Source organism: Acidovorax sp. SDU_ACID1 (assembly GCF_045291395.1).
GTDB lineage: Bacteria > Pseudomonadota > Gammaproteobacteria > Burkholderiales > Burkholderiaceae_C > MR-S7.
The window spans coordinates 5132414-5156818 of sequence record NZ_CP152342.1; the positions used below are offsets into that span (position 1 = coordinate 5132414).

24 protein-coding genes and 1 pseudogene are annotated in these 24405 nt (G+C 68.5%); 15 read left to right on the forward strand and 10 right to left on the reverse strand.

The annotated features are described in order from the left end of the window. Position 1 precedes the first annotated feature (1 nt). From AAG689_RS24895 to AAG689_RS24935, 9 genes are all read right to left on the reverse strand, one after another. Positions 2-1111, reverse strand: coding sequence for an N-acetylneuraminate synthase family protein (locus AAG689_RS24895; protein WP_406624233.1), 1110 nt, complete (start codon positions 1109-1111; stop codon positions 2-4). Between the two features lie 10 nt (positions 1112-1121). Continuing rightward, positions 1122-2441, reverse strand: coding sequence for a lipopolysaccharide biosynthesis protein RfbH (rfbH, locus tag AAG689_RS24900; RefSeq protein WP_406624234.1), 1320 nt, complete (start codon positions 2439-2441; stop codon positions 1122-1124). Positions 2442-2502: 61 nt separating this feature from the next. Continuing rightward, entirely contained in the window at positions 2503-3591 is a 1089-nt protein-coding gene (gene rfbG / locus AAG689_RS24905; RefSeq protein WP_406624235.1) for a CDP-glucose 4,6-dehydratase, read from the reverse strand. Continuing rightward, complete coding sequence (gene rfbF, locus AAG689_RS24910; protein WP_406624236.1) at positions 3576-4349, reverse strand: glucose-1-phosphate cytidylyltransferase; 774 nt, start codon at positions 4347-4349, stop codon at positions 3576-3578. The genes rfbG and rfbF overlap by 16 nt, the downstream gene beginning before the upstream one ends. Positions 4350-4373: 24 nt before the next feature. After that, complete coding sequence (locus tag AAG689_RS24915; protein WP_406624237.1) at positions 4374-7127, reverse strand: glycosyltransferase; 2754 nt, start codon at positions 7125-7127, stop codon at positions 4374-4376. Between the two features lie 71 nt (positions 7128-7198). Next, positions 7199-8014: a hypothetical protein gene (locus AAG689_RS24920; RefSeq protein WP_406624238.1), complete on the reverse strand. Its 816-nt coding sequence runs from the start codon at positions 8012-8014 to the stop codon at positions 7199-7201. Positions 8015-8121: 107 nt separating this feature from the next. After that, positions 8122-8997: a flagellin gene (locus AAG689_RS24925; protein WP_406624239.1), complete on the reverse strand. Its 876-nt coding sequence runs from the start codon at positions 8995-8997 to the stop codon at positions 8122-8124. Positions 8998-9166: 169 nt separating this feature from the next. Further along, positions 9167-10546 (reverse strand): flagellar filament capping protein FliD, encoded by a 1380-nt coding sequence (fliD, locus tag AAG689_RS24930; protein WP_406624240.1) that lies wholly within the window; start codon positions 10544-10546, stop codon positions 9167-9169. 143 nt (positions 10547-10689) lie between these two features. Further along, entirely contained in the window at positions 10690-11559 is an 870-nt protein-coding gene (locus AAG689_RS24935; RefSeq protein ID WP_406624241.1) for a flagellin, read from the reverse strand. A gap of 277 nt (positions 11560-11836) precedes the next feature. On the opposite strand from AAG689_RS24935, the gene fliS reads away from it, so the two are divergent. Next, complete coding sequence (gene fliS, locus AAG689_RS24940) at positions 11837-12283, forward strand: flagellar export chaperone FliS (protein ID WP_406626404.1); 447 nt, start codon at positions 11837-11839, stop codon at positions 12281-12283. Between the two features lie 16 nt (positions 12284-12299). Then, positions 12300-12617 carry a flagellar protein FliT gene (locus AAG689_RS24945; protein WP_406624242.1) on the forward strand — a complete coding sequence of 106 codons (318 nt, stop codon included), beginning with the start codon at positions 12300-12302 and terminating at the stop codon, positions 12615-12617. Between the two features lie 123 nt (positions 12618-12740). On the opposite strand, the gene fliE is transcribed toward AAG689_RS24945, so the two are convergent. After that, positions 12741-13055, reverse strand: a complete 315-nt coding sequence (gene fliE / locus AAG689_RS24950) for a flagellar hook-basal body complex protein FliE (protein WP_406624243.1) — start codon at positions 13053-13055, stop codon at positions 12741-12743. A gap of 177 nt (positions 13056-13232) precedes the next feature. On the opposite strand from fliE, the pseudogene fliF reads away from it, so the two are divergent. The 13 genes and pseudogenes from fliF to fliR all read left to right on the forward strand — a co-directional run bounded on the left by fliF (position 13233) and on the right by fliR (position 24306). Then, a pseudogene (gene fliF, locus AAG689_RS24955) lies at positions 13233-14929 on the forward strand (flagellar basal-body MS-ring/collar protein FliF). 30 nt (positions 14930-14959) lie between these two features. Beyond that, positions 14960-15955, forward strand: coding sequence for a flagellar motor switch protein FliG (gene fliG, locus AAG689_RS24960; protein WP_406624244.1), 996 nt, complete (start codon positions 14960-14962; stop codon positions 15953-15955). Between the two features lie 18 nt (positions 15956-15973). Beyond that, positions 15974-16702 (forward strand): FliH/SctL family protein, encoded by a 729-nt coding sequence (locus AAG689_RS24965; RefSeq protein WP_406624245.1) that lies wholly within the window; start codon positions 15974-15976, stop codon positions 16700-16702. Then, a complete protein-coding gene (gene fliI / locus AAG689_RS24970; protein ID WP_406624246.1) occupies positions 16692-18098 on the forward strand; it encodes a flagellar protein export ATPase FliI in 1407 nt (468 codons plus the stop codon). The genes AAG689_RS24965 and fliI overlap by 11 nt, the downstream gene beginning before the upstream one ends. 16 nt (positions 18099-18114) lie before the next feature. Beyond that, positions 18115-18588 carry a flagellar export protein FliJ gene (fliJ, locus tag AAG689_RS24975; RefSeq protein ID WP_020230938.1) on the forward strand — a complete coding sequence of 158 codons (474 nt, stop codon included), beginning with the start codon at positions 18115-18117 and terminating at the stop codon, positions 18586-18588. 2 nt (positions 18589-18590) lie between these two features. Then, the gene (locus tag AAG689_RS24980) at positions 18591-19952 is read left to right on the forward strand and encodes a flagellar hook-length control protein FliK (RefSeq protein WP_406624247.1); all 1362 of its coding nucleotides are present in this window, start codon (positions 18591-18593) and stop codon (positions 19950-19952) included. A 184-nt stretch (positions 19953-20136) separates the two neighbouring features. Then, positions 20137-20712, forward strand: a complete 576-nt coding sequence (fliL, locus tag AAG689_RS24985; RefSeq protein WP_020230940.1) for a flagellar basal body-associated protein FliL — start codon at positions 20137-20139, stop codon at positions 20710-20712. Positions 20713-20730: 18 nt separating this feature from the next. Further along, positions 20731-21735 carry a flagellar motor switch protein FliM gene (gene fliM / locus AAG689_RS24990; RefSeq protein WP_406624248.1) on the forward strand — a complete coding sequence of 335 codons (1005 nt, stop codon included), beginning with the start codon at positions 20731-20733 and terminating at the stop codon, positions 21733-21735. Beyond that, positions 21725-22177 carry a flagellar motor switch protein FliN gene (fliN, locus tag AAG689_RS24995; RefSeq protein ID WP_020230942.1) on the forward strand — a complete coding sequence of 151 codons (453 nt, stop codon included), beginning with the start codon at positions 21725-21727 and terminating at the stop codon, positions 22175-22177. Before fliM ends, fliN begins: the two co-directional genes overlap by 11 nt. 19 nt (positions 22178-22196) lie before the next feature. Next, positions 22197-22517, forward strand: coding sequence for a FliO/MopB family protein (locus tag AAG689_RS25000; RefSeq protein WP_406626405.1), 321 nt, complete (start codon positions 22197-22199; stop codon positions 22515-22517). Next, positions 22495-23271, forward strand: a complete 777-nt coding sequence (gene fliP, locus AAG689_RS25005; protein ID WP_406624249.1) for a flagellar type III secretion system pore protein FliP — start codon at positions 22495-22497, stop codon at positions 23269-23271. Before AAG689_RS25000 ends, fliP begins: the two co-directional genes overlap by 23 nt. Before the next feature lies 1 nt (position 23272). After that, entirely contained in the window at positions 23273-23542 is a 270-nt protein-coding gene (gene fliQ / locus AAG689_RS25010) for a flagellar biosynthesis protein FliQ (RefSeq protein ID WP_020230945.1), read from the forward strand. Next, positions 23539-24306: a flagellar biosynthetic protein FliR gene (gene fliR, locus AAG689_RS25015; RefSeq protein WP_406624250.1), complete on the forward strand. Its 768-nt coding sequence runs from the start codon at positions 23539-23541 to the stop codon at positions 24304-24306. Before fliQ ends, fliR begins: the two co-directional genes overlap by 4 nt. Positions 24307-24405 lie beyond the last annotated feature (99 nt).

The following is a 24405-nucleotide window of genomic DNA, read 5'->3' on the forward strand; positions in this document are numbered from 1 at the left end:
TTCACAGGCCCCGGTTCAGGATCAGGCTCTTGAGCGCGGGGCTTTCGCTGTAAGGGCCGTCGATGTGGTCGATGGTCAGGCGTTCGTGGGCCTGGATCGGCTGCAGCAGCCGTTCGCCGTTCATCACCTCCCGGCACGACAGCTGTCCCTTGTGCAGCGGTATGGCGAGGTAGAAGTCCTTCTCGAACTGGTCCTTGTCGAAGACGTAGCCGGGCGCCAGGTCGCGGCGCGCATAGGCGCCGCGCACCAGGGCGTTGAGGTATTCGGTCTCCTTGCGCGAGATGTTGCGCCGGCGCGTGCTGACGCCGCCGCACATCTCCTTGGCTTTGTGGAAAGCCTTGAACCAGGCGTCGCACTGCTCGGGTAGCGAGCAGTAGTTGGACACCGGCACGTCTTCGTACTGGATGTCGATGTGGCGCTCCCAGGTGCGCGCGCCCTTGCCGTAGGAGATCAGCATGGACGAATGCCAGTCGTGGTACTCGTGCGTGGACAGGCCGATGATGTGGCGCGGATAGCGGCTCTTCAGGTAGTCGATCTGGTCCAGATGCAGTTCGTCGTCCTCGCTGGGGTAGAGGGATACGCAGTGGTTGATGGCCAGGGGAATGTCGCGCTTCTCGAAGAAGCGGACGATGTCGTCCAGGTCTTTCTCCGAGGCGCCGCCGGTGGAGATGATGGTGGGACGGCGCGTGGAAGCGATCTTCTCGATCAAGGGCCAGTCGTTCATGTCGGAACTGGCGATCTTGATGATGGGCATGTCGAACTCCACGCACAGGTCGACCGATGCCTCGTCGAACGGCGTGGCCATGGGGATGCAGCTCAGGTTGCGAATTTCCTCGACCATCCGCGCGAAATCGGCCCTGGAGAGCTTGGTGTCCTCGGTCTTCTTGACGTAGCGCAGCTCCGTGTTGCCTTTGAAGTCAGGGTGGATGAACTCGTCCACGTCGCGGAACTGCAGCTTGATGGCGGCCTTGACGTTGTTGTAGCGGGTCACGGCCCCGTGGTCGCGGATGATCTTGAGGCCGCGCTCCAGCTTGCCCCAGTGGTTGTTGGCCAGTTCCAGAACGAACAGGTTCTCGAACAGGTCCTTGTCCCGTTGGCTGATGGGTCCCATCACATTGCTCCTAATCGAAATCGACGCCCAGGAAGGCTCTGATCCTGGCCGCCGAGAAGTCCATCATGTCCTGCGTCAGTGCGGGCTGCACCCCGATCCAGAACGTGTCGTTCATCACCGTGTCGGTGTTGTCCAGGCTGCCGCTCACGCGATAGTTCCTGCCGACCATATACGGTTGGCGCGTCAGGTTTCCGGCGAAAAGCAGGCGGGTTCCCACCTTGTTCTGGTCGAGGTAGGTCAGCAGGTCGAGGCGCGAAACCGGGGCGCCTTCGCGCAAGGTGATGGGAAAGCCGAACCAGGACGGGTCGGCATGTTCCGTGGCGCGGGGCAGGATGAGGAATTCCTCGCACGCCGCCAACTGCGCGTGCAGGTAGGTGAAGTTCCGCCTGCGCTGCGCGACGAACCGCTCGGCCTTGTCCAGCTGCGCCAGCCCGCAGGCGGCCTGCATGTCGGTGATCTTGAGGTTGTAGCCCAGGTGGCTGTAGGTGTACTTGTGGTCGTAGCCCGCGGGCAGGCGGCCCAGCTTCTGGCAGAAGCGCTGGCCGCAGGTGTTGTCCTTGCCGGGCGCGCAGTAGCAGTCGCGGCCCCAGTCGCGGAAGCTCTCGGCGATGGCCTTCAGCTCGGCGTCGTTGGTGAACACCGCGCCGCCTTCGCCCATGGTGATGTGGTGCGCGGGGTAGAAGCTCAGCGTGCCGATGTCGCCGAAGGTGCCCACCATGCGGCCCTGGTAGGTGGAGCCGAGCGCGTCGCAGCAGTCCTCGACCAGCCACAGGCCATGCTTTCTGCACAGCGCGGTGACGGCCTCCAGGTTGAAGGGGTTGCCCAGCGTGTGGGCCAGCATGATGGCCTTCGTTCTGGGGCCGATGGCTGCTTCGATCCGGCTGGCGTCGATGTTGTAGGTGCCCAGTTCCACGTCCACGAACACCGGCACGGCGCCGAACTGCAGGATGGGGTTGACGGTGGTGGGAAAGCCCGCGGCCACGCCGATCACCTCGTCGCCCGGCTGGATGGCGCGCTCGCCCAGGCGGGGGCTGGTCAGGGTGCTGAAGGCGACCAAGTTGGCCGACGAGCCGGAGTTGACGGTGATGAGGTGTTTGACGCCGATGAACTGCGCCAGGCGGCGCTCGAATTCGGCGTTGAAGCGCCCGGTGGTCAGCCAGCCGTCGAGCGCGGCTTCCACCATCAGCTTGAGCTCGCTGGCGTCGATCTGCTTGCCCGAGGGCGGCACGGCGGTCGTGCCCGGCACGAAGGGCGCAGGCGCCAGGGCCTGCTCCGCGTACTGCTCCACCAGGCGGGCGATCTGCTCTCTCAGCATGTGTGCGTTGTCCATGGAGGGATATTAGCCAAATTGGACTGCAGCGCCCATCCATCAAGCGCAAGCAGCTATTAAATCAGGAGTTTCCGGCCTGCCCGGCATCCTGGAGGAATCCGGCGAGCTGCGCGCGGCAGGTGTCCAGGGCCGGGGCTTGGGACAGGTGCCACTCCACGGTTCTTTGCAACGCGGCGCGGGCGTTCCATACCGGGCGCCAGCCCAGCCGCTGGCGCGCCTTGCTGCAGTCCAGGCGCAGTTGCTGGGCTTCGTGGGCATGGGTGCCGGGCGGGTCGGCGCTCCATTGCACCGGGCGGGGCCAGTACTGCGCGAGCAGGCCCACGACCGTTTCGACGCTCAATGCATCGTCGGCCTGCGGGCCGAAGTTCCAGCCTTCGGCCCAGGCCTGCCCGTGCTGCGGCTGGCACAGCCGTTCGGCCAGCTGCAGGTAGCCGTGCAGCGGGTCGAGCACGTGCTGCCAGGGACGGGTGGCCACGGGGTTGCGCAGGTGCAGTGCGGTGTTGGCGGCGAAGGCCGCGAGCGCATCGGGGACGAGGCGCGAGGGGGTGTTGTCGCCGCCGCCGATCACGTTGCCCGCGCGCGCCGTGGCCACAGCGACGCCCTGGGCCGCGAGGAAGCTGCGGCGGTAGCTGGCGGCCACCAGCTCGGCGGCGCCCTTGCTGGCCGAATAGGGGTCGTGCCCGCCCATGGGGTCGGTTTCGCGGTAGCCCCAGGGCCACTCGTGGTTCTCGTAGCACTTGTCGCTGGTCACGACGACGATGGCCGCCAGCGCGCGGCACGCGCGCGCGCACTCCAGTACCTGGGCCGTGCCCATGACGTTGACGGCGAATGTCTCCACGGGCTGCCGGTAGCCTGCGGGCACCAGGGCCTGCGCGGCCAGGTGGAAGAGGATGTCCGGATCGGCCGCCTGCAGGGCTTGGTGCAGCGGAGCGCTGTCGCGGATGTCGGCCAGGGTGGAGCGGGCGATGCGCTCGCCCAGCGCCAACCGCTCGAACAGGCTGCCGGGGTGCTCGGGCGGCAGCGCGTAGCCGTGCACCTGCGCGCCCATGCCCGTGAGCCACAGCGCCAGCCATGCGCCCTTGAACCCGGTGTGCCCGGTCAGGAACACCCGCTTGCCGGCCCAGAACGCGGGGTTCACCAGGTTTTCCATGGCGCCTGCCCGCTGCTCCAGAGGTCTTCCAGCGTCATCTTGTCGCGCAGCGTGTCCATGGGGCGCCAGAAGCCGTCGTGCTGCCAGGCCATGAGCTGGTCTTGCGCGATGAGGCGCTGCACCGGGCGGTCTTCCCAGGCGCTGGCGTCGCCGTCGATCAGGTCGATCACCCGGGGCGAGAGCACGAAGTAGCCGCCGTTGATGAGGCCGCCGTCGCCCATGGGCTTTTCCACGAAGGCGGTGACGGATTGGTCCGCGATGTTCAGCGCGCCGAAGCGCCCTGGCGGCGCCACGGCGGCGATGGTAGCCAGCCGCCCGTGCGCGCGGTGGAAGGCGAGCTGCGCGCCGATGTCGATGTCGGACACGCCGTCGCCGTAGGTGAAGCAGAACAGCTCCTCGTCCTCGACGTAGCGGCGCACGCGCCTGAGGCGCCCGCCGGTCTGCGTTTCCTCGCCCGTATCGACCAGCGTGACCCGCCAAGGCTCCGCATGGCGTTCGTGGATTTCCATGCGGTTGTGGGCGATGTCGAAGGTGACGTCGGAGGTGTGCAGGAAGTAGTTGGCGAAATACTCCTTGATGATGTAGCCCATGTACCCGCAGCAGATGACGAAGTCATGCACGCCGTGGGTGGAGTAGCTCTTCATGATGTGCCACAGCAGGGGCTTGCCGCCGATGGTCACCATGGGCTTGGGCCGGGACATCGTTTCTTCGCTGATGCGGGTGCCGAGGCCGCCCGCCAGAATGACCGCTTTGACCATGTGTTGCCTCGTTGCTGGGCCCGATTATTGGCCGGCCGGCGGCGCGAAGATCGCGCGGAACCAGTCCTCGGCATGGCGTTCGAGCGTGTAGCGGGCCTGCAGCCAGCCGTGCAGCGCCTGGCCCTGCGTGTGCCGGAAGCCGGCATCGGCGATCAGGCGGCCCAGCGCGTCGAGCCAGGCGCCGTCGTCGTCGGGCACACGCAGCACCGGCGGGTCGTCGGTCTGGTAGGGGTAGACGTCCGAGCACACCACCGGCCAGCCCATCGCGCCGTACTCCAGCAGCCGCAGGTTGCTCTTGCAGGCGTTGAAGGGGTTGTTCTCCAGCGGCGCGATGGCGATGTCCAGATCCAGGCTGGCGAGCTTGGCCGGGTAGTCCTTGTACGAGACGAAGCCGTGGAATTCCTTCACGTAGGGCCGCAGCTCGTCCGGGCACATGCCCATGAACACCCAGTCCACCTCGCCCGCCAGCGCCTGCACCACGCGCTGCACCAGCCGCAGGTCGCCCAGGTGCTGGGCCGCGCCGGCCCAGCCGATGCGGATGCGCTCGCCGGTGCGCGCAGGGCGCTGGAGCCCGCTCCAATGCCGCATGTCCAGCGCGTTGGGCACCAGGCGGATGTCCTTGCAGTAGGGCGCGTAGTAGTCGGCCAGCGGCTGGGTGGAAACGATCAGCCGGTCGCTCAGCGCCAGCGCCTGCACCGTGCGGGTGTGGCCCTCGCGCTGGCCGCTGCGGTAGGACGGGTGCGAGGAGGGCAGGTCCGACGCCAGGTCGTCCATCAGCTGCACGATGAAGGCCTGCGGGTGCGCCCGCCGGATGGCGCGCAGGTTGTCGATGTCCTGGTCCGAGGTGGAGTGCTGCACCACGATGCGGTCGGGCTGGAAGCGCGCCACGTCCAGCGGCGTGAGCACCCGGCGCGTGGTCTGGCCGGGCTTCTCGGGCTCGACCACGCAGGTTTCGGCCAGGCTGTGCAGCTGCACCGCGTCCAGCGGCTCGATCACGCGATACTGGCCCGAGCCGCTGCGCAGCGGTAGCGCCAGCACGCGCGGGCGGGCCGGGATGTCCAGGCTCCAGGTGTTCACCATGTCGGTGTCGAGCGCGTAGGGCCGGTGGCCCGACAGGTGCTTGCTGTAGAGCGGGTGCTGGCCGGCGAAGCCAACCCAGCGGGTCTGCATGTAGCGCGACTCGTCCACGGCGGCCTGCGACAGCGCCAGCGCCTGCACCGGGTCGCGCCGCAGCGCCTTCAGCGTCATGCCGCCCATGTGCGCGGCGTTGGCGTGGGGCGTCCAGACCAGCCGCCAGCCGGCCTGCTGCAGACGGTAGCCCAGGTCGGCCACGGGCTGGAACAGCGGCGTGTGCACCTCGTCCAGCCCGCCGACGGCCAGCACGGCCGAGCGCCGCGCCATCCAGCACGAGCCATGCACGCCGGCCACGTCCTGCGCCATTTGCAGACGGTTTAGGCAGCCGCGCTCGGGCACGCCCTGGCGCTCGCCGGTGTAGTTCAGCAGCAGCCCGTCGGCCCCGGCCAGGTGGGGCCCGGCCACGACGAGCGGGTTGTCCTCCTGCTGCACCACCAGGCGCGGCGCGGCGATGGCGACGCTGCGCTCGGCGAACAGCCGGCGCAGCTCGGGCACGGCGTCGGCATCCATCCACTCGATGTCGTCGTCGCAGACCAGCACCAGGTCATGGGCTGCGGCAGCCATCCCCAGGTTGATGCCGCGCGCGTGGCTGTAGGCTCCGCCGCCGCTGGCGATCAGGCGCAGCGGCAGCTCGGCGGCGTGGGGCCATTGCCGCACGAACTGCTCCATCGAGGGCAGGTCTTCGTCCTGCACCACCAGCAGCGCCTCGCCGATGCTGCCGGGGGCGCGCTGCACGCACGACAGCAGCAGCGAGCGCAGGTAGCCCTGCTGCTTGCCCGTGGGCACCAGCAGCGAGACGGGAGCGCCGTCGTCGGGGTAGCGCACGCGCCAGCAGCCCAGCAGGTCGCCGGCTTGCAGCGTGGTGCCGGGGTGCAGCAGTTGCAGCTCGGCCTGGGCGGCGGTGAATTCTTCTTCTTCCTGTCCTTCAGCCAGTTGCGGGGCCGCGTGGGAGAGCACCTTGTCCACGTAATGCACGCTGGCCGCGCCCTGGCGCGCGCCCAGGCGCAGCGCCAGGCGGTAGGCGCTGGCATAGCGGCCGTGGCCGGGCACGTCCTGCCAGGCGGCGGCGCGCACGGCCGCCACTCCGCCCAGGTAGTTGGTGCCGCGCAGCCATTCCACGTTGGCGCCGCCGGTGAATTGCGGCAGCGTCCGGCCGGGGGCCAGCGCCACGTCGTGCGCGGCATACACCATCTGGGCCCCGGGGTGGCGGCGGGCGGCCGCCAGCAGCTCGATCAGCGAATAGGGCTCCAGCCGGGTGCCGGCTTCGAGCAGCACCACCCATTCCTCCTTGCGCGGCGCGGCAGGCCAGGCATCGCCGGGGCCGACCCACTGCATGCCCTCGCCCAGTTCGCCGGGGGCGGGCAGGTCGGCGTGGATCACCACGCGGCCGGGCGGCAGCCAGCTCTTGCCCAGATCGTCCATGGCGTCGGCCAGTGCATCGGTGGGACGCCCGTGGCCGAAGATGTGCACGGTGGGCGGGCGCACCTGGCCCTTGGCCACCAGCTCGGCGCAGATGTCGCTGTAGATCTCGGTCGGCGTGGCCTTGGCTTTCCAGGCTTCGTAGTCGCGGCATATCCGGTCGATGGCCAGTTCGTCGGCACGGGCGGCGCGGCTGTGCGGCGAGGTGGGCAGCCAGGGCTCCACGGAATGCAGTTGCTGCGCGTTCCACGACTGCCGCTGGGGCAGCGCGGCGGCGGCGGCCTGCGTGGTCTCGATCAGGCGGGCCAGCAGCGGGGGGCCTGCGGCGTCAGCGCGTCCAGCGCATCGCGGAACGCCTGCGTGCCGTAGGGGCGCGCATCCAGCGGCGCGCCCAGGGTGTTCAGGTGCGTGCCCCAGGTGTCCATCGGGTGCTGGGGCGGGGTTTGCAACTGGTGGTCGTTGGCCACGTAGACCACCTGGCAGCCCAGCAGCCGCGCTTCGGTGGCGACGCTGCCGCCCGCGTAGGCGTAGACCACCTGCGCCTGGCTCAGCAGGTGCCAGCGCTCGTGCGTGCCCACGGGCTGCTCGGCGAAGGGGGAGATGTCCTGCAGCGCCACGTGTTCCGGCCGCAGCCGGTAGTGGCGGCTCGGGAAGTGGCCCGAATACACCAGCGCGGCGATGGGGCGCGGGCCCTGCCATGGCAGCGTCAGCAGCGCCGGGTCGAACCACGGCAGCGCGGCGCCCAGGGTCTGCGCCTCGCCCGTGGGCAGGGTGAAGTCCAGCCGGGCGAGCAGGTCCGGCGCATCCGGCTGCTGGATGGTGGGCGTGAAGCGCACCTGCAGACCGGGCAGCGAGCGTTCGCCCGCCTGCATCTGGATGCTGATCGGCGTCAGCCCCGCGAGGTAGTGCGAGGCCATCGCCGGGGGCGTGAGCAGCGGCGTCCACCACCCGCCATGCATCGCCACCGTATCCACCAGATACGCCGGGTAACCCGCCCGGTTGAGCTGGTGGCACAGCATGTGCAACTGTGCCGCATGCGGGGCGCCGTCGGTGAGCAGGTGCGGCGCGTGGATGTAATAGGGCGAGGGCAGGGCGGATGCGGGTGGATGCATGGCGTGGGGCGTGCCCTGGCGGAACACGGGTCGGTGAGTGGTATTGCTCCTGGTTTGATAGCCCCTTGCGCTTATCCATCAAGCGCTGGATGCCATTTTGGCTTGTATCAACTCTGGAGCAGTCTCAGCACATTCTGGGGCAACTGGTTGGCCTGGGCGATCATGGCGGTGCCGGCCTGCTGCAGGATCTGCGTGCGGCTCAGGTTGGCCGTCTCCTGAGCGAAGTCGGCATCCATGATGCGGCTGCGGGCCTGCGACTGGTTCTCCACCGCCGTGCGCAGGTACGAGATGGTGTTCTCGAAACGGCTTTGCAGCGCGCCCAGCGTGGCGCGGCGGCCGTTCACGGCGGACAGGGCGCCGTCCAGCGCCGAGATGAGGGCGATGTTGCCGCTGGCCGCGCTGGTCACCAGGCCGGAGTTGGCGCCGCCCGCCGCCACGCCGCTGAAGGCGGCGTCGCCGTCCAGGCTGATGTCCGCGCTGCCGATGGTGATCTGGTTCTCGGCGCCGGCGTTGGCGCCCACCTGGAAGGTGTAGTCGGTCGTGGTGCGCAGGATGGACTCGCCGTTGAACTGGGTGGCGCTCAGCATGCGGTTGAGTTCCTTGCCCAACTGCTCGTATTCGTTGCTCAGCTTCTGGATGTCGCCGCCGGAGACGGCGCCGGAGCCGGTGGAGTTCGGCGCGTTCGACGCCTGGATCGCCAGCTCGCGCATGCGCTGCAGCATGTCGTTCATGGCCGAGAGGCCGCCTTCGGCCACCTGTGCCATGGAAATGGCGTCGCCCGCGTTGCGGATGGCGACGTTCATGCCGCGGATCTGGGTGTTCATGCGGTCGGCGATGGCCAGGCCGGCGGCGTCGTCCTTGGCGCTGTTGATGCGCAGGCCCGAGGACAGGCGCTGCATCGTCGTGCTCAGGCTGTTGGAGTTGGCGACGGTGTTGCGCTGGGCGTTCAGCGACGGGATGTTGGTGTTGATGATCATGGACATGGGCGGATTCCTTCAGATGCGAAAGAGGTTTTTTCCACTCGGGCGCATGCGCTGTGCGGCTGCAGTGCCATGCACCATGTCTGCCGGGTGTTGGAGCAAATTCTGAAGGGGGCCCAAAAAACAAAAGCCCCGATGAACGGGGCTTTTTGGGGCTAGTTCGGCTGCGGCATCACTTGTTCCACTGGCCGACCTGGGCGCTCAGGAAGGAGCTGAGCGAGCTCATGCTGGACATCTTGGCGTCCAGCGCCTGGTACTGCTTGAGCAGGTTCTGCTCGCGCTGCGTCAGGCGCAGCTCCATGGCCTCCACCGCGCTCTCGTTGCTCTTCTTCAGCGCTTCCAGCCCCTTGGTGCGGGTGGTGATGTCGCCGTTGACGCCGTTGGCGGCGAAGGCGAAATCGCGGATGCGCGTGATCAGGCCGTCGGTGGCGCCGTCGCCGGTGAGCACCCGCTCCAGCTTGGGCAGGTCGTTCAAGGCGGCATCGAGCTTGGAGTCGTTCAGCGACAGCGTGGGGTTCTTGAAGCTGCTGTCGAGCTTCATCTCCAGGCCCAGCGAGGCGAGGGTCGCGCCATCGAGCCCGGATTGCTGCATCAGGCTGCTCATCGCGTTTTGCAGGCTGCGCACGGTGCTGTCGCCCTGCAGGGGCTGGCTGGTCTTGCTGTCCGTGTCGTAGGCCGTCAGGTTGCGCAGCAGCGAATTGAGCTTGTTGAAGGCTTCCTGGAAGGACTTGAGCTTGCCCTTGATGGCGTCCTTGTCGGAGCCGACCGAAATCTCGACGGGGGATGTGGTGGGCTTCAGCAGGTTCAGCGTCACGCCCGGCACCACGTCCTTGACCGTGTTGGAGGCAGAGGTGACGGTCATGCCGTTGATGACGAATTCGGCATCGACGGCTGCGGTGCGCTCCATGGCCTGCCCGTCCAGGCTGGACAGCGCGCCGCCGCCCGATGCCGACATGGAGAAACCGTTCTCCTCACCCGTCTCGGTGCTGCGCACCAGCAGCCGCTCGCCCTGCCCGTCCTTGACCACCACGGCGGTGATGCCCGCGCCCGACTGGGTGATCTTGGCCGCCACGTCACCCAGCGTGTCGGTGGCGGAGATGGCGATGTTCACCGCGCCGCTGCTGTCTGCTGCGAAGCTGGTGCCCGCCGCGTCCCAGCGGCCTTTTTGCAGGGTGATCTGCCCATCGGCGCCCATCGCGCTGCCGCTGGCGAAACTGCCCGACGCCAGCGATTGCGCCTTGGCAAGCCTGTTGACCTCCAGCGAGAAGCCGGCCGCCGTGGCCGCGCTCGTGGCCGAGCCGGTGACGAAGCTCTTGTCGCCGGTGGTGAACTGCTTGCCGCGCCAGGTGTCGAGATCGGTCAGGCCCTTGGCCGCGTCGTACAGCGCCGACATGGCCGACTTGATCTGCCCGTAGGAGGAAATCTGGGTGCTGGTGCCGTTGATCTTGGCCTGGAGCAGGTCCAGGGGGCGGCGCTCCAGCTTCATCGTCTGCGTGATGATGCTGTCGACATTCAGACCGCTGCCGATGCCGAGGGATGAAAAGCCTGCCATGTCCTGGTCCTTTGCCGGTGGTTGGATGTGATTTTGCCGTTATGCCACACGTTGAAGAAGGCCAAAAGCCCGAAAAGCGGAAAAAACCGAAGGGCCTGCTGGCCCCCCGGCTTCTTCGGACTGCGCGGCCCGGAGGGCGGCGGTCAGCGCAGCAGCGACAGCACGCCTTGGGGCAACTGGTTGGCCTGGGCGATCATGGCGGTGCCGGCCTGCTGCAGGATCTGCGTGCGGCTCAGGTTGGCCGTTTCGGCGGCGAAGTCGGCGTCCATGATGCGGCTGCGGGCTTGCGACTGGTTTTCCACCGCCGTGCGCAGGTAGCTCACGGTGTTCTCGAAGCGGCTTTGCAGCGCGCCCAGCGTGGCGCGGCGGCCGTTCACGGCGGACAGGGCATTGTCCAGCGCCGAGATCACTGCGATGTTGCCGCTGGCCGCGCTGGTCACCAGGGCGGAATTGGTGCCCTGCGTCACGCCGCTGAAGGCGGTGTCGCCGTTCAGGCTGATGTCTCCGCTGTTGATGGTGATCTGGTTCTCGGCACCGGCATTGGCACCCACCTGGAAGGTGTAGTTGCCGGTGGTTTGCAGGATCTGCTCGCCGTTGAACTGGGTGGCGCTCAGCATGCGGTTGAGTTCCTTGCCCAGCTGCTCGTATTCGTTGCTCAGCTTCTGGATGTCGCCGCCGGAGACGGCGCCGGAGCCGGTGGAGTTCGGCGCGTTCGAGGCCTGCACGGCGATGTCGCGCATGCGCTGCAGCATGTCGTTCATGGCCGAGAGGCCGCCTTCTGCCACCTGCGCCATGGAGATGGCGTCGCCCGCGTTGCGGATGGCGACGTTCATGCCGCGGATCTGGGTGTTCATGCGGTCGGCGATGGCCAGGCCGGCGGCGTCGTCCTTGGCGCTGTTGATGCGCAGGCCCGAGGACAGGCGCTGCATCGTCGTGCTCAGGCTGTTGGACGACTGGATGGTGTTGCGCTGGGCATTCAGCGAAGCGATGTTGGAGTTGATGATCATCGACATAAAAAGCTCCTTGGCAGTGGATCAGGGGTTTGCCCGGTGCCAGGGGTGCTTCTCTGCGCCTCTGGCGACGAGCCGTTGAGCTCGTTGTTCCTGTTATCGGGTGTTACAGGAAAAACTTTAGTCCCGCTCCAAAGCGTGGACTTGTCGGCGTTTTGGCGGGCTTATCGTCCCCTTGGAAGCGGCCCGGATAGGCCATCATTGGGGATGCCTTCGATGCCCGGGCATGCCTTGCTCACTTTTTTGCTTTGCGGGGCTTAATTTGGAAGCGAGATGGCCGATAAGAGACAGAACACGGACAAGACAATGGAAGGATCTCGCATGTACACCCCCCGGCGCCAGGGCCTCCGCCGCCGCTTACCGGCAGGTGGACTTGAATTCCCAGGTCTTGAGCGCATCGCCGCATGGCCTGATCGGTCTTCTGTATGCCGAATTGCGCTCCTGCCTGGTCGGCGCCAAGGGTGCGATCGAGCGGGGCGACGTGAACACCAAGGTGCGCCTGATCGACAAGTCCATGCGTCTGCTCGACGAGGGGCTGCTGGCCGGGCTGGACATGCGCGCCGGCGGCGAGCTGGCCGCCAACCTGCACCGGCTCTATTCCTACTGCCTGCTGCGCCTGACCCAGGCCAACGCCCAGGGCGACGCCGCCATCGTCGAGGAAGTGCTGCGGGTGCTCCAGCCGGTCATGGATGGCTGGAACGAAATCGGGGGGCAGGCGCGTGCCTGACCGCACAGATATGGAAATGACCACCAGGAAGGCAGACCCCGGGATGCTGATCGACTTCTACAAGGCCATCGAGGAAAGCAGCGCCAAGATGCTGGAGGCCGCCAAACTGCGCGACTGGGACGGGGTGGTGCGCTACGAGGGGGCCTGCGCAGTGCTGATCGAGCAGCTGCGCTATACCTCGCAGCAACAGGAACTGTTGCCCGAGCACCGCAAGGAAAAGGCGCGCATCATGCAGCGCATCCTGCGCAACGACGCGCAGATCCGCATCCTGGCCGAGCCGTGGATGGCGCAGTTCGAGCACATGTTCGACGGGCAACCGCAGGTGATGCACTGAGGGCGCCCGGGCGTATGCCTGTGAAAAAAGCCGGCACCGCGAGGTGGCCGGCTTTTATTTTATAGATGAAAAATGGCTCTGGCGCTTATGTGGCAAGCGCTGGCAGCTATCAATAAAGTAGCATCAGACCTGCATGTTCATGATGTCGGTATAGGCCTGCACCATGCGGTTGCGCACGTGCAGCGTGGCCTGGAAGCCGATCTGCGCCTTCTGCATGGCGACCATGGTTTCCTCGATGCTCACGTTGGGGTTTTCCAGCTGCACCTCGCGCTGCAGGTCGCTGGAACGGTCCTGGGCGGCGCTCACGGACTGCAGGGCGCTCTTGAAGGCGTGGGAGAAGCCGACGTCCTGCGTGCCTCCTTCCTGCGGCGCGGTGGCGCGGCGCGCCACCTGCGTGCCCGTCAGGGGGAGGTTGGTGCTTGCGATGCGCAGATCCATGGCGGTGGTGTGGCAAGGGTTCAGGAATGGTGCGATCGTAGGCGGGCGGGCCGCGGCGCGGCCGGGGGAAATGATGGACAAAGGCGCGCCTTATCCGGTGAACGGGGGAGGGGGGCTATTCAATAATCGCCGCACCGCCGCCATCCTGCCCGGCGTCCGCCTTGCATGGAAAACACGATGTCCTCCGCCGTTGCCGAACTTCCCGTCGCTCCGCCTGCCGCTGCCGCGCCGTCCTGGCCGCAGCGGTTCGCGTCCCTCGACCGGTCCGCGCGCCTGCGCCTGGGCGCCGCAGCGGCGCTGCTCGTGGCCGGCGTGGTGGCAGCGATTTTCTTCAGCCGCCAGCCCGACTACCGGGTGCTGTTCGCCAACCTGAACGACAAGGATGGCGGGGCCATCGTGGCCCAGCTGTCGCAGATGAACGTGCCCTACAAGTACGCCGAGGGGGGCGGCGCCATCCTGGTGCCGTCCGAGCGCGTGCACGACGTGCGCCTGCGCCTGGCCACGCAGGGCCTGCCCAAGGGTTCGGTGACGGGCTTCGAACTGATGGAAGCCAACCGCTTCGGCATGACGCAGTTCCAGGAGCGGCTCAACTTCCAGCGCGGACTGGAGGGGGAGTTGACCCGCTCCATCCAGGCGCTGGCCTCGGTGCAGAGCGCGCGCGTGCATTTGGCACTGCCCAACCAGAACGGTTTCTTCCGGGAACAGCAGAAGCCTTCGGCCTCGGTGCTGGTGAGCTTGTATCCGGGGCGCTTTCTGGACCGCACGCAGCTCGCCGGCATCGTGCACCTCGTGGCCTCCAGCGTGCCCGAGCTCGCACCCTCGGCAGTGAGCGTGCTCGACGACACGGGCAAGCTGCTGTCGCAGTCGCCCGACGGCGCCGCCGGCGCCAGCGCGGACGCGCAGCAGCTCGCCTACGTGCAGCAGATCGAGCAGCAGTACACGCGCCGCATCCTGGACATCCTGGAGCCCGTGGTGGGCAAGAACAACGTCAAGGCGCAGGTCACGGCCGAGGTGGACTTCAGCCAGACCGAATCCACCGTGGAGCAGCACCGTCCCAACCTGACGCCTGACTCCAGCGCCGTGCGCAGCCAGCAGATCGTGGAGAGCACGGGCGTGCAGGGCGCGCAGCCGCCCGCCGGCGTGCCTGGCGCCGTGAGCAACCAGCCACCGCAGAATTCCACCGCGCCCATCAACGGCGCCAACCCCCGCCTACCGCCGTGAACGGCCAGCAGCAACAGGGTGCGCAGGGGCAGCCCTTGGGCAAGCGCGAGTCCATCACCAACTACGAGGTGGACAAGACCACGCGCGTCACGCGCGGCGGCAGCGGTGCCATCCGGCGCGTGAGCGCGGCCGTGGTGGTCAACTACCAGCCCGCGAGCGAGGGGCCGGGCAAGCCGACGGTGAACAAGGCGCTCACGCCCGAGCAGGTCGAGCAGATGACGGCCCTGGTGCGCGAGACCATCGGCTTCAGCAAGGAGCGCGGCGACTCGGTGAACCTGATGAACGCGCCGTTCCTGGTGGAAGAAGTGGTGCAGGCCGACCTGCCGCTGTGGAAGCAGCCCGAGGTGGTCGAGCTGGCCAAGACCCTGGGCTGGCCCGTGGGCATCTCGCTGGCGGTGGCGCTGCTGCTGCTGGGCCTGGTGCGGCCGGCGCTGAAGTCGCGTGCCCCCGCCGCGACGGCGCAGCAGCCGGGCGGCCAGGTGAACGCTATCGAGTCCGAGGAACTGCAGCGCCCCGCGCTGCCCGCCCCGGCGCAGGTGCAGGAGCTGCCGCCCACGGTCGAGCAGCAGCGCCTGGACGAGGCGCGCGTGCTGGCCAAGGAAAACCCCGTGGCCGTGGCCAACATTCTCAAAACCTGGGTCAACGGCGATTGATGCCGGCCCGCAACCGAGAACGAGTCTGGTATGGATGAGCAGGGCCTGAACGACGCCGCCATTTTGCTGATGTCCCTCGGCGAGGAGGAAGCGGCCGAGGTCTTCAAGCACCTGTCCCCCAAGGAGGTGCAGAAGCTCGGCGAGACCATCGCGCGCATGCGCACCATTTCCAAGGACAAGGTGGACGAAGTCATCAACCGCTTCACCAACGACGCGGCGGCGCAGAGCCTGCTGGTGTCCGACACCAGCAACTACGTGCGCGCGGTGCTCAAGCGCGCCCTGGGCGACGACAAGGCTGCGCTGCTGATCGACCGCATCCTGCAGGGCGGCGACGTGTCGGGCATCGAGAGCCTCAAGTGGATGGACCCGCTCTCCGTGGCCGAGCTGCTGCGCAACGAGCACCCGCAGATCGTGGCTGCCATCCTGGTGCACCTGGACCCGGAGCAGTCCTCCGCCATCCTGATGCAGCTCACCGACCGCCAGCGCAGCGAAGTGCTGCTGCGCATCGCCACGCTGGAGGGCATCCAGCCCACGGCGCTCAAGGACCTGAACGAGGTGCTTTTCAAGGTGCTGGCCGGCGGCGACAAGATCCGCAAGAGTTCGCTGGGCGGCGTCAAGGCGGCGGCCGACATCATCAACCTGCTGGGCTCCGGCGTGGACGGGGTGGTGCTGGAGAGCATCCGCGGCTACGACGTGGACCTGGCCCAGAAGATCATGGACAAGATGTTCGTGTTCGACGACGTGATGAAGCTCGACGACCGTGCCATCCAGACGGTGCTGCGCGAGGTGGCGTCCGAAACCCTGGTGGTGGCGCTCAAGGGCGCGCAGCCCGAGCTGCGCGAGAAATTCCTCTCCAACATGTCCAGCCGGGCCGCCGAGGCGCTGCGCGAGGACCTGGAGTCGCGCGGGCCGATCCGGTTGTCCGAGGTCGAGGCGCAGCAGAAGGAAATCCTCAAGACGGTGCGCCGCCTGGCCGACGAGGGCCAGATCGCATTGGCCGGGGGAGGCGACGATGCGTTCGTCTGAACATGAAGGGGCGCGGCCATGACGGCGCGCCATTACACCCGCTTCATCCCGAGTGAGGAGATCGGCGACGTCACGCGCTGGCAGTTCGGCTCCGTCGATGGGTCCGAGGTGCTGCATGCCGCCATCGCCGAGCCCGACGCGGGGCCGTCCGAGGTGCCGCCCGCACCGCCGGGCGTCGACGAGGCCGAGCACCAGTCGCTGGTGCAGCAGGCGCGCGAAGAAGGCTATGCGCGCGGCCTGGCCGAGGGGCAGGAGCAGGCCCATTTGCAGTGGCAGCAGCGCATGGACGACTACGTGTCCGGCCAGGGACGCGAGACCGCCGAACGCCTGGCGGGCCTGGCCCAGGCCGTGGAAGCCAGCCTCGCAGGCCTGCAGCAGGGCCTGGCCCAGGAAGTGCTGCAACTCGCATGCGACATCGCGCGCCAGGTGGTGCGCCAGGAAATCACGGGCAATCCCCGGGCCATGCTGCCCGTGGTGCGCGAGGCGCTCGACATGCTGGTGAGCGAGGGGCGGCCGGCCACGGTGCGGCTGAACCCCGCCGACTGGGCCGCCCTGGAGCAGCCGCTGCGCGGCGAGTTCGGCGCGGCGCGCATCCAGTGGCTGCCGGACGCCACCGTGCAGCCCGGCGACTGCAGCGTGGAGTCCGGCGGTGCGGTGGTGGACGGCTCGCTCGACAAACGCTGGCGCCGCGCCATCGCGGCGCTGGGACTGGCGTCGGCCTGGGCGGAGAGCGGCCATGGCGATTGAAGGGCGCGACGCCTGGGGTGGCTTCGTTGCCGAGGCGCGTGGGCGCCTGGCGCAGGACCTGCCGCTGGAGTCGCGCGGCACGCTCACCCGCCTGACCGGTCTGGTGCTGGAGGCCGCCGGCTTGCGCGTGCCCGTGGGCTCGCAGTGCCAGGTGCGCATGGACGGGCAGGAGCCGGTGCTGGCCGAGGTGGTGGGCTTCGCGGGCGACAAGGCCTTCCTGATGCCCGCGGGCGACATCCATGGCCTGTCCAGCGGTGCCAGCGTCACGCCGGCGGAGGCCTATGTGCCCCCGCTGCGCCTGGGCGGCGGGCCGGCCGCGGGCACGGCATCGGGCGCGGGCGTGCTGCGCCTGCCGGTGGGCGACGGCCTGCTGGGGCGCGTGGTGGATTCGCAGGGCCAGCCGCTGGACCATGGCGGCCCGCTTGCGCAGGTGAGCGCCGAACCGCTGGACCGCAGTCCCATCAACGCCATGGAGCGCGACCCGGTGCGCGAGCCGCTCGACACCGGCGTGCGCGCCATCAACGCGCTGCTCACCGTGGGCCGGGGCCAGCGCCTGGGACTGTTCGCGGGCTCCGGCGTGGGCAAGAGCGTGCTGCTGGGCATGATGGCGCGCTACACCCAGGCCGACGTGATCGTGGTCGGCCTCATCGGCGAGCGCGGCCGCGAGGTCAAGGAGTTCGTGGAAGACATCCTGGGCGAGAGCGACCGCGGCCGCGCCGTGGTCGTGGCCGCGCCGGCCGACGCGCCGCCGCTCCTGCGCATGCAGGGTGCGGCCTACGCCACGGCCATCGCCGAGCATTTCCGCGACCAGGGGCGGCACGTGCTGCTGCTCATGGACTCGCTCACCCGCTACGCCATGGCGCAGCGCGAGATCGCCCTGGCCATCGGCGAGCCGCCGGCCACCAAGGGCTACCCGCCGAGCTGCTTCGCCAAGCTGCCCGCGCTCGTGGAGCGCAGCGGCAACGGGTTGAACGGCGTGGGCTCGATCACCGCGTTCTACACCGTGCTGTCCGAGGGCGACGACCAACAGGACCCGATCGCCGATGCGGCGCGCGCCATTCTGGACGGGCACATCGTGCTCTCGCGAGCGTTGGCCGAGAGTGGGCACTACCCGGCCATCGATATCGAGCAGTCGGCCTCGCGCGTCATGCACAACGTGGTGCAGCGCGAGCACTTCGACCTGGCGCGGCGCTTCCGCGCGCTCTATTCGCGCTACCAGAAGAGCCGCGACCTGATCCAGGTGGGCGCCTACATGAGCGGCTCCGACCCGCAGCTCGACGAAGCGATCCGCCTGCAGCCCGGCATGGAGGCCTTCCTGCAGCAGGACATGTTCGAGGCCGCGCCGATGGAATCGAGCATCGAGGCCATGGACGCGGCCCTGGAGCCTGCGGGCTGACGGAGGCAAGGGCGCCATGGCCTCATTGAACGCCTTCCTGGTCGCGGTCGAGATGGCCGAGCGCCGCCGCGACGCGGCCCGCCAGACCCTGCAGGACGTGCGCGGTGCGCGCGAAGCCGCGCAGGCGCAGCTCGACCAGCTCGAAGGCTATGCCGCCGAGACGCAGGGGCGCTGGGGCATGCGCGCCGACACGGCCGTGCAGCCCGAGGTGATGTTCCACCACTACCACTTCATGGGCCGCCTGGAGCACGCCATCGGCCTGCAGACCGGCGTGGTGGGCGGGCAGGAGCAGCGCGTGGAGAAGGCCGCACAGGCGCTGCTGGAGGCCGAACTGCGCCTGTCCAGCCTGCGCAAGGCGCTGGAGCACCGCCGCCGCGCGCTGGAATTGCAGCAGCAGCGCCGTGAACAAAAGGAAACCGACGAGCGTGCCTCCCTGCTCTTTGGCCGCATGGGCCGTGCGGGCATGGGGGAAACGCATCAGGAGCAATGACCATGGAACAGAACCGCATTTCTTCCCCGGGCCAGCACGGCACCCATGAAGCGCGCGCAGCGCGCGGCGCCGGGGCCAAGTCCGCAGCAGGCCAGGATGGCGCGCAGCACGCGGCGGCGCAGGGCGCCGGCTTCGCGCTGCTGCTGGCGGCCTTGGGAGAGGTCGAGGGGCTGGTTGCGGCGCCAGCCGAGGAGGATGGGTTGGCGGAAGAGGTGTTCACCGCGCTGCCCGACCCGCAGGGGGAAGCCCCTGATCCGGCGGGAACGGTGGAAGCGGCAGAGACGGCCGCGTGGCTGGCAAGCCAGCAGCCGGGAGCCGTTCTTGCAGAGCGCTTGGCGGCGCTGGCCCAGCCCGCCAATGGCCCGGTGGCACGCCAAGGGGCGTCAACCCCATGGGGCGAAGGCCTGCAGGGACGCTGGACCAGCCTGGCCAAGCCGGGCCTGGACACCTTGGTCGGAGAGACGGCCATGCTCGACGGAACGCTTGAAACAGCCGGTGTCAACGGCACGCTGCCTACCGCCAGCACGCCTGCGACGGGCCGCGGCAGCGCGGCGCGCATCGGAATTTCGTCACCGCAGGAAGCCGGACGGGCAGGCCTGGGTGCCGTGGGCACGCTCCTGGCTCGCGCAGGTGCGGCAATGGCGGAGATGGCTGCGCCGCAGGCGGCAGCCCATGCTGCTCCCGCCTCTTCCGCGATCGCCATGCCGCAAGCCATGGCGGAGCGGCGCGACGGTGCGCAGCTGCTGCCCTCCGCCGGCTCCATGGGGGCGGAGATGCAGGCCGCAGCCGCTGCCGCTGCCGCCGTCGCTCCCGCCGGCGCGATGGCGCAGTCCGGCAGCGGCCAGGCGGCGTCCCAGGGGCAGGGTGCGGACAATCTGGCGGGCTTGGGGGCGTCGGATACATCGGCGCCGCAGCCGGCAGAGGCCGACGCTGCTTTCACCGACGCCGCGCAGGCCGCGGCCGAGGAACTGCTCGCCGACCAGGCGGCAGAGCAGGTGGCCTACTGGGCGCACCAGAAGACCCAGAACGCCGAGCTCACGTTGGACCGCGATGGCCGCCCGGTGGAGGTCAAGGTGTCGCTGACGGGCGATGAGGCCCACGTGACCTTCCGCAGCGACCATGCCGACGCGCGCCAGGCCCTGGACGGCGGCGCAGCCCAGCTGCGCGAAATGCTGCGGGGCGAGGGCCTGCACCTGGCCGGAGTGACCGTGGGCACGGCCGGTGCCGGCGGCGGCCAGGCGCGCGAGGGAAGCGAGCGCGAAGGCCAGCGCGGAGGGCGCCAGGCGACGGTGCAGGCCGCGGCTCCTGCCGAAGGCGCACGCCGAGGCGCCACGGGCGAACGTTCGGTGGACATCTTCGTCTGAAGCCGCCGCGGGGCAGGGCGGCGCTGCCCCGGCAGGCGCCTGAAAGCCATGGTTTTGGGGTTTTATTCTGGCTATTATCGGCCGCCGGGGCGCCCAATAATCAGCCATCAGCCCGGTGGTGCGCCTGCGGTGCCCGCCTGCTGCCCCATCCTTTTGCGCCTCCGTTGCGCCAGAAAGCCCCAAAGTGTCTGAGACCACCGCTGCACCGGCCAAGAGCAAGAAGCTGATCGTCATCCTGGCGGTCGTCGCCTTGCTGGTGGTGGTGGGAGGCGCCGCGGCCTGGATGCTGCTGGCGGGCCGCCACGCGGACGAGGAGGAGGGCACGCGCCCTGCGCGCGCCAGCCAGTCCGCCGCGTCCAAGACACCCCCCACCTTCCTGCCCATCGAGAACATGGTGGTCAACCTGGCCGACCCTGGCGGCGACCGCTTCGCCCAGGTGGGCATCACGCTGGAGCTGGCGGATGCCAAGACCGCCGAGCAGGTGAAGGCCTACATGCCCAGCATCCGCAGCGGCGTGCTGCTGCTGCTGTCGCAGCGCACGACCGACGAGCTGCTGACCCGCGAAGGCAAGGAGAAGCTGGCGCTGGACGTGCGGCGCGAGGTGTCGCGCCCGCTGGGCTACACCGTGCCCAAGCCGCGCAAGCGCCCTGCCAGCCGCAATCCCGATGACGAGGACGACGAGGACGACGAGCCGCGCCGCCCGCGCGTGGACGACAACCCGGTACGCCAGGTGCTGTTCTCCAGCTTCATCATCCAGTGACCATGCCAGGAGCGTGCCATGAGTGATTCCTTTCTCTCCCAGGAAGAAGTCGACGCCCTGCTGGAAGGCGTCACCGGCGAGAGCCAGAAGACCGTCCAGGAGGAGATCGATGCCGGCGCCGTCCGCGACTACGACATCTCCAGCCAGGAGCGCATCGTCCGCGGCCGCATGCCGACGATGGAGATCGTCAACGAGCGGTTCGCGCGCAACTTCCGCATCGGCCTGTTCAACTTCATCCGCCGCAGTCCCGAGATTTCCGTGGGCACGGTGTCGGTGCAGCGCTACAGCGCCTTCCTGCGCGAGCTGGTGGTGCCGACCAACTTCAACATCGTGGCCATCCGGCCGCTGCGCGGCAGCGGGCTGGTGGTGTGCGAGCCCTCGCTGGTGTTCGGCATCATCGACACGCTGTACGGCGGCGTGGGCAAGTTCCAGACGCGCATCGAAGGCCGCGACTTCTCGGCCACCGAGCAGCGCGTGATCAACCGCCTGGTGGACGTGATCTGCGAGGAATACAAGAAGGCCTGGCAGGGCATCTACCCGCTGGAGCTGTCCTACCAGCGCTCGGAGATGCAGCCGCAGTTCGCCAACATCGCCACGCCCAGCGAGATCGTGGTGTCCACCGCGTTCCAGCTGGAGATCGGCGACCTGGCGGGCGCCATCCACATCTGCATGCCCTACGCCACGCTGGAGCCCATCCGCGACGTGTTGTATTCGTCGGTGCAGGGCGATGCGATCGAGGTGGACCGCCGCTGGGTGCGCGTGCTCACGCGCGAGATCCAGGCAGCCGAGGTGACCCTGGTGGCCGAACTGGCCCGTGCCGACGCCACCGTGGAGCAACTGCTGGCCATGAAGCCGGGCGACTTCATCGAGCTGGACCGCGAGCCGCGCATCCGCGCCTCCATCGGGGGCGTGCCGGTCTTCGAGTGCCAGTACGGCACGCACAACGCCAAGTACGCGATCCGCATCGAGGAATGCCTGCGCAACAGCGACGCCAGCTGGCTGGGAGAAAAGAATGTCAACTGAATCCAACAACGACGATCCGGCAGGCGGCGGCGCGGCCGACGATCCGTTTGCCGGCTGGGCCGAGGCGCTGGAAGAACAGAAGCGCGCCGACGACAAGACCATCGACGCCGAGCAGGGCGGCCCGCTGTCGGGCGAGCCCGTGCGGCCCTACGCCGCCCCGGGCAACGACCCGGGGGTGCACGACATCAACATGGTGCTCGACATCCCGGTGCAGCTCTCGGTGGAGCTGGGCCGCACCAAGGTGCCGATCAAGTACATCCTGCAGCTCGCCCAGGGCTCCGTGGTGGAGCTGGACGCGCTGGCCGGCGAGCCCATGGACGTGCTGGTCAACGGCTACCTCATCGCCCAGGGCGAGGTGGTGGTGGTGAACGACAAGTTCGGCATCCGCCTGACAGACGTGGTCACGCCTTCGGAACGCCTGCGCCGTGTCAGCCGGGGCTAGCGGCGGCATGGGGCTGGGCATGACGCAGACGCTGCTGCTCATCGTGCTGTTCATCGGCGCGCTGGCGGCGCTGCCGTGGCTCATCCGCCGGCTGCAGCAGCGCCAGGCGGGGCTGCTGGCGGCGCCCGGCGGCGCGTCGCGCGTGCTCTCGGCCGTGGCCGTGGGGCCGCAGCAGCGCGTGGTGACCGTGGAGGTCGGCCCTGCGCACCAGCGCACGGTGCTGGTGCTGGGCGTGACGGCGCAGCAGATCAACTGCCTGCACGTGCTGCCCGCTGCCTCTTTCGCGCAGGAGATGGCCTCCGAAATGGCTGCGGCCCATGTGGAGCCGCCCCGTGGCTGAGCGGCGCGCGCTTCTTGCGGCCTGCGCGGGCCTGGCGGCCCTGCTGTGCGCGGGCGGCGCGCTGGCGCAGGGCCAGGCGCCGGGCACGCTGCCGCTGGTGGTGGGCGCGGGGCCGGGGGGCACCAGCTATTCGGTGCCCATCCAGACGCTGCTGTTCTTCACGGCCCTGTCGTTCCTGCCGGCGGTGCTGCTCATGATGACGGGCTTCACGCGCATCGTGATCGTGCTGTCGCTGCTGCGCCAGGCCATCGGCACGCAGCAGGCGCCGCCCAACCAGGTGGTGGTGGGCCTGTCGCTGTTCCTTACGCTGTTCGTCATGGGGCCCACGCTGGACAAGGTGTACCAGGAAGCCTATGTGCCCTACACCACCAACGCGCTCAGCTTCGAGCAGGCCGTGGAGAAGGCCGAGGCGCCCATGCGCTCCTTCATGCTCAAGCAGACGCGCCAGTCCGACTTCGCGCTGTTCGCCCGCCTGGGCAAGCTGGCGCCCGAGGTGACGGCCGAGACCGCGCCGCTGCGCGTGCTGGTGCCCGCCTTCGTGACGAGCGAGCTCAAGACCGCGTTCCAGATCGGCTTCATGGTCTTCATCCCGTTCCTCATCATCGACATGGTGGTCTCCAGCGTGCTCATGTCCCTCGGGATGATGATGCTCTCGCCGGTGCTCGTGGCGCTGCCGTTCAAGCTCATGCTGTTCGTGCTGGCCGATGGGTGGAACCTCTTGATCGGCTCGCTCGCGGCGAGCTTCGGGACCTGACATGACCGCGCAATTCGTCCTCACCATGGGCCGCGACGCCCTGACCCTGCTGCTCATGGTCGCCCTGCCGGTGCTGGGCACGGTGATGGCCGTGGGCCTGCTGGTCAGCATCTTCCAGGCCGTCACGCAGATCCATGAGGCCACGCTGGCCTTCGTGCCCAAGCTGGTGGCGGCCGTGGTGGTGTTCGCCATTGCCGGGCCGTGGATGCTGACCACGCTGGTGGACTACCTGCGCCGCACCATCGAGGCCATTCCCACGGTCGTGGGATGATCACCTTCACCGAGGCGCAGATCATGGCCTGGCTCTCGCCGGTGCTGTGGCCCTTCCTGCGCGTGCTGGCCATGTTCACGTCGGCGCCGGTGTTCTCCATGCGCGCGATTCCGGTGCGCACGCGCATCGGCCTGGCCTTCCTGGTGGCGCTGTGTGCGCAGGCGGTGCTGCCCGAGCAGCCCGTCATCAGCCTCAACGGCCGCGAGGCCGCGGGCGCCGTGCTGCAGCAGGTGGGCGTGGGGCTGGCCATCGGCTTCGCGGTGCGGCTGGTGTTCGTGGCGGTGGAGCTGGCGGGCGAGGTGATCGGCCTGCAGATGGGCCTGAACTTCGCCTCGTTCTTCGACCCGGTGCGCAACGCGCAGGTGAGCGCCGTGGCGCGCTTCTTCGGCAACATCGCCATGTTGCTGTTCGTGGTCATCAACGGCCACCTGATGGTGCTGATGGCCGTGGTCAAGAGCTTCGAGGCTTTTCCGGCGGACGGCCATTTCCTGCAGGCGGCGGGGCAGATGCAGATCTACACGCTGGGCGCGGGACTGTTTTCGAGCGCGCTGTGGATCGCGCTGCCCATGATCGCGCTGCTGACCTTCGTGAACCTCACCCTGGGCATCATTTCGCGCGTGGCGCCGCAGATGAACATCTACGCCGTGGGCTTCCCGGTCACGCTCACCGTGGGCATGCTGGGGATCACGGCCACGCTGCCGATGCTGGAGCAGCCCATGCTGACGCTGCTGCAGCAGTCCATGGACGTGTTCGCGCCACGCTGACCGTTTCAGAAAAGTGAGCTGCTTGCGCTTGCCGGCCAATGGTTTCTCTATGAAAACCATTGGAGACTGGCTGTGAGAAAGCGCGACCAGCTATGATTT

Coding starts and splice junctions, on each gene's coding strand:
- fliG (WP_406624244.1), top strand. CDS start 14,960: ATGGATGAGCAGGGCCTGAACGACGCCGCCATTTTGCTGATGTCCCTC.
- fliM (WP_406624248.1), top strand. CDS start 20,731: ATGAGTGATTCCTTTCTCTCCCAGGAAGAAGTCGACGCCCTGCTGGAA.
- fliR (WP_406624250.1), top strand. CDS start 23,539: ATGATCACCTTCACCGAGGCGCAGATCATGGCCTGGCTCTCGCCGGTG.
- fliE (WP_406624243.1), bottom strand. CDS start 13,055: ATGGATCTGCGCATCGCAAGCACCAACCTCCCCCTGACGGGCACGCAG.
- fliP (WP_406624249.1), top strand. CDS start 22,495: ATGTGGAGCCGCCCCGTGGCTGAGCGGCGCGCGCTTCTTGCGGCCTGC.
- AAG689_RS24980 (WP_406624247.1), top strand. CDS start 18,591: ATGGAACAGAACCGCATTTCTTCCCCGGGCCAGCACGGCACCCATGAA.
- AAG689_RS24895 (WP_406624233.1), bottom strand. CDS start 1,111: ATGGGACCCATCAGCCAACGGGACAAGGACCTGTTCGAGAACCTGTTC.
- fliJ (WP_020230938.1), top strand. CDS start 18,115: ATGGCCTCATTGAACGCCTTCCTGGTCGCGGTCGAGATGGCCGAGCGC.
- AAG689_RS24920 (WP_406624238.1), bottom strand. CDS start 8,014: ATGCATCCACCCGCATCCGCCCTGCCCTCGCCCTATTACATCCACGCG.
- AAG689_RS25000 (WP_406626405.1), top strand. CDS start 22,197: ATGACGCAGACGCTGCTGCTCATCGTGCTGTTCATCGGCGCGCTGGCG.
- fliI (WP_406624246.1), top strand. CDS start 16,692: ATGGCGATTGAAGGGCGCGACGCCTGGGGTGGCTTCGTTGCCGAGGCG.
- AAG689_RS24925 (WP_406624239.1), bottom strand. CDS start 8,997: ATGTCCATGATCATCAACACCAACATCCCGTCGCTGAACGCCCAGCGC.
- rfbF (WP_406624236.1), bottom strand. CDS start 4,349: ATGGTCAAAGCGGTCATTCTGGCGGGCGGCCTCGGCACCCGCATCAGC.
- fliN (WP_020230942.1), top strand. CDS start 21,725: ATGTCAACTGAATCCAACAACGACGATCCGGCAGGCGGCGGCGCGGCC.
- AAG689_RS24965 (WP_406624245.1), top strand. CDS start 15,974: ATGACGGCGCGCCATTACACCCGCTTCATCCCGAGTGAGGAGATCGGC.
- rfbH (WP_406624234.1), bottom strand. CDS start 2,441: ATGGACAACGCACACATGCTGAGAGAGCAGATCGCCCGCCTGGTGGAG.
- AAG689_RS24935 (WP_406624241.1), bottom strand. CDS start 11,559: ATGTCGATGATCATCAACTCCAACATCGCTTCGCTGAATGCCCAGCGC.
- AAG689_RS24945 (WP_406624242.1), top strand. CDS start 12,300: ATGACCACCAGGAAGGCAGACCCCGGGATGCTGATCGACTTCTACAAG.
- rfbG (WP_406624235.1), bottom strand. CDS start 3,591: ATGGAAAACCTGGTGAACCCCGCGTTCTGGGCCGGCAAGCGGGTGTTC.
- fliD (WP_406624240.1), bottom strand. CDS start 10,546: ATGGCAGGCTTTTCATCCCTCGGCATCGGCAGCGGTCTGAATGTCGAC.
- fliQ (WP_020230945.1), top strand. CDS start 23,273: ATGACCGCGCAATTCGTCCTCACCATGGGCCGCGACGCCCTGACCCTG.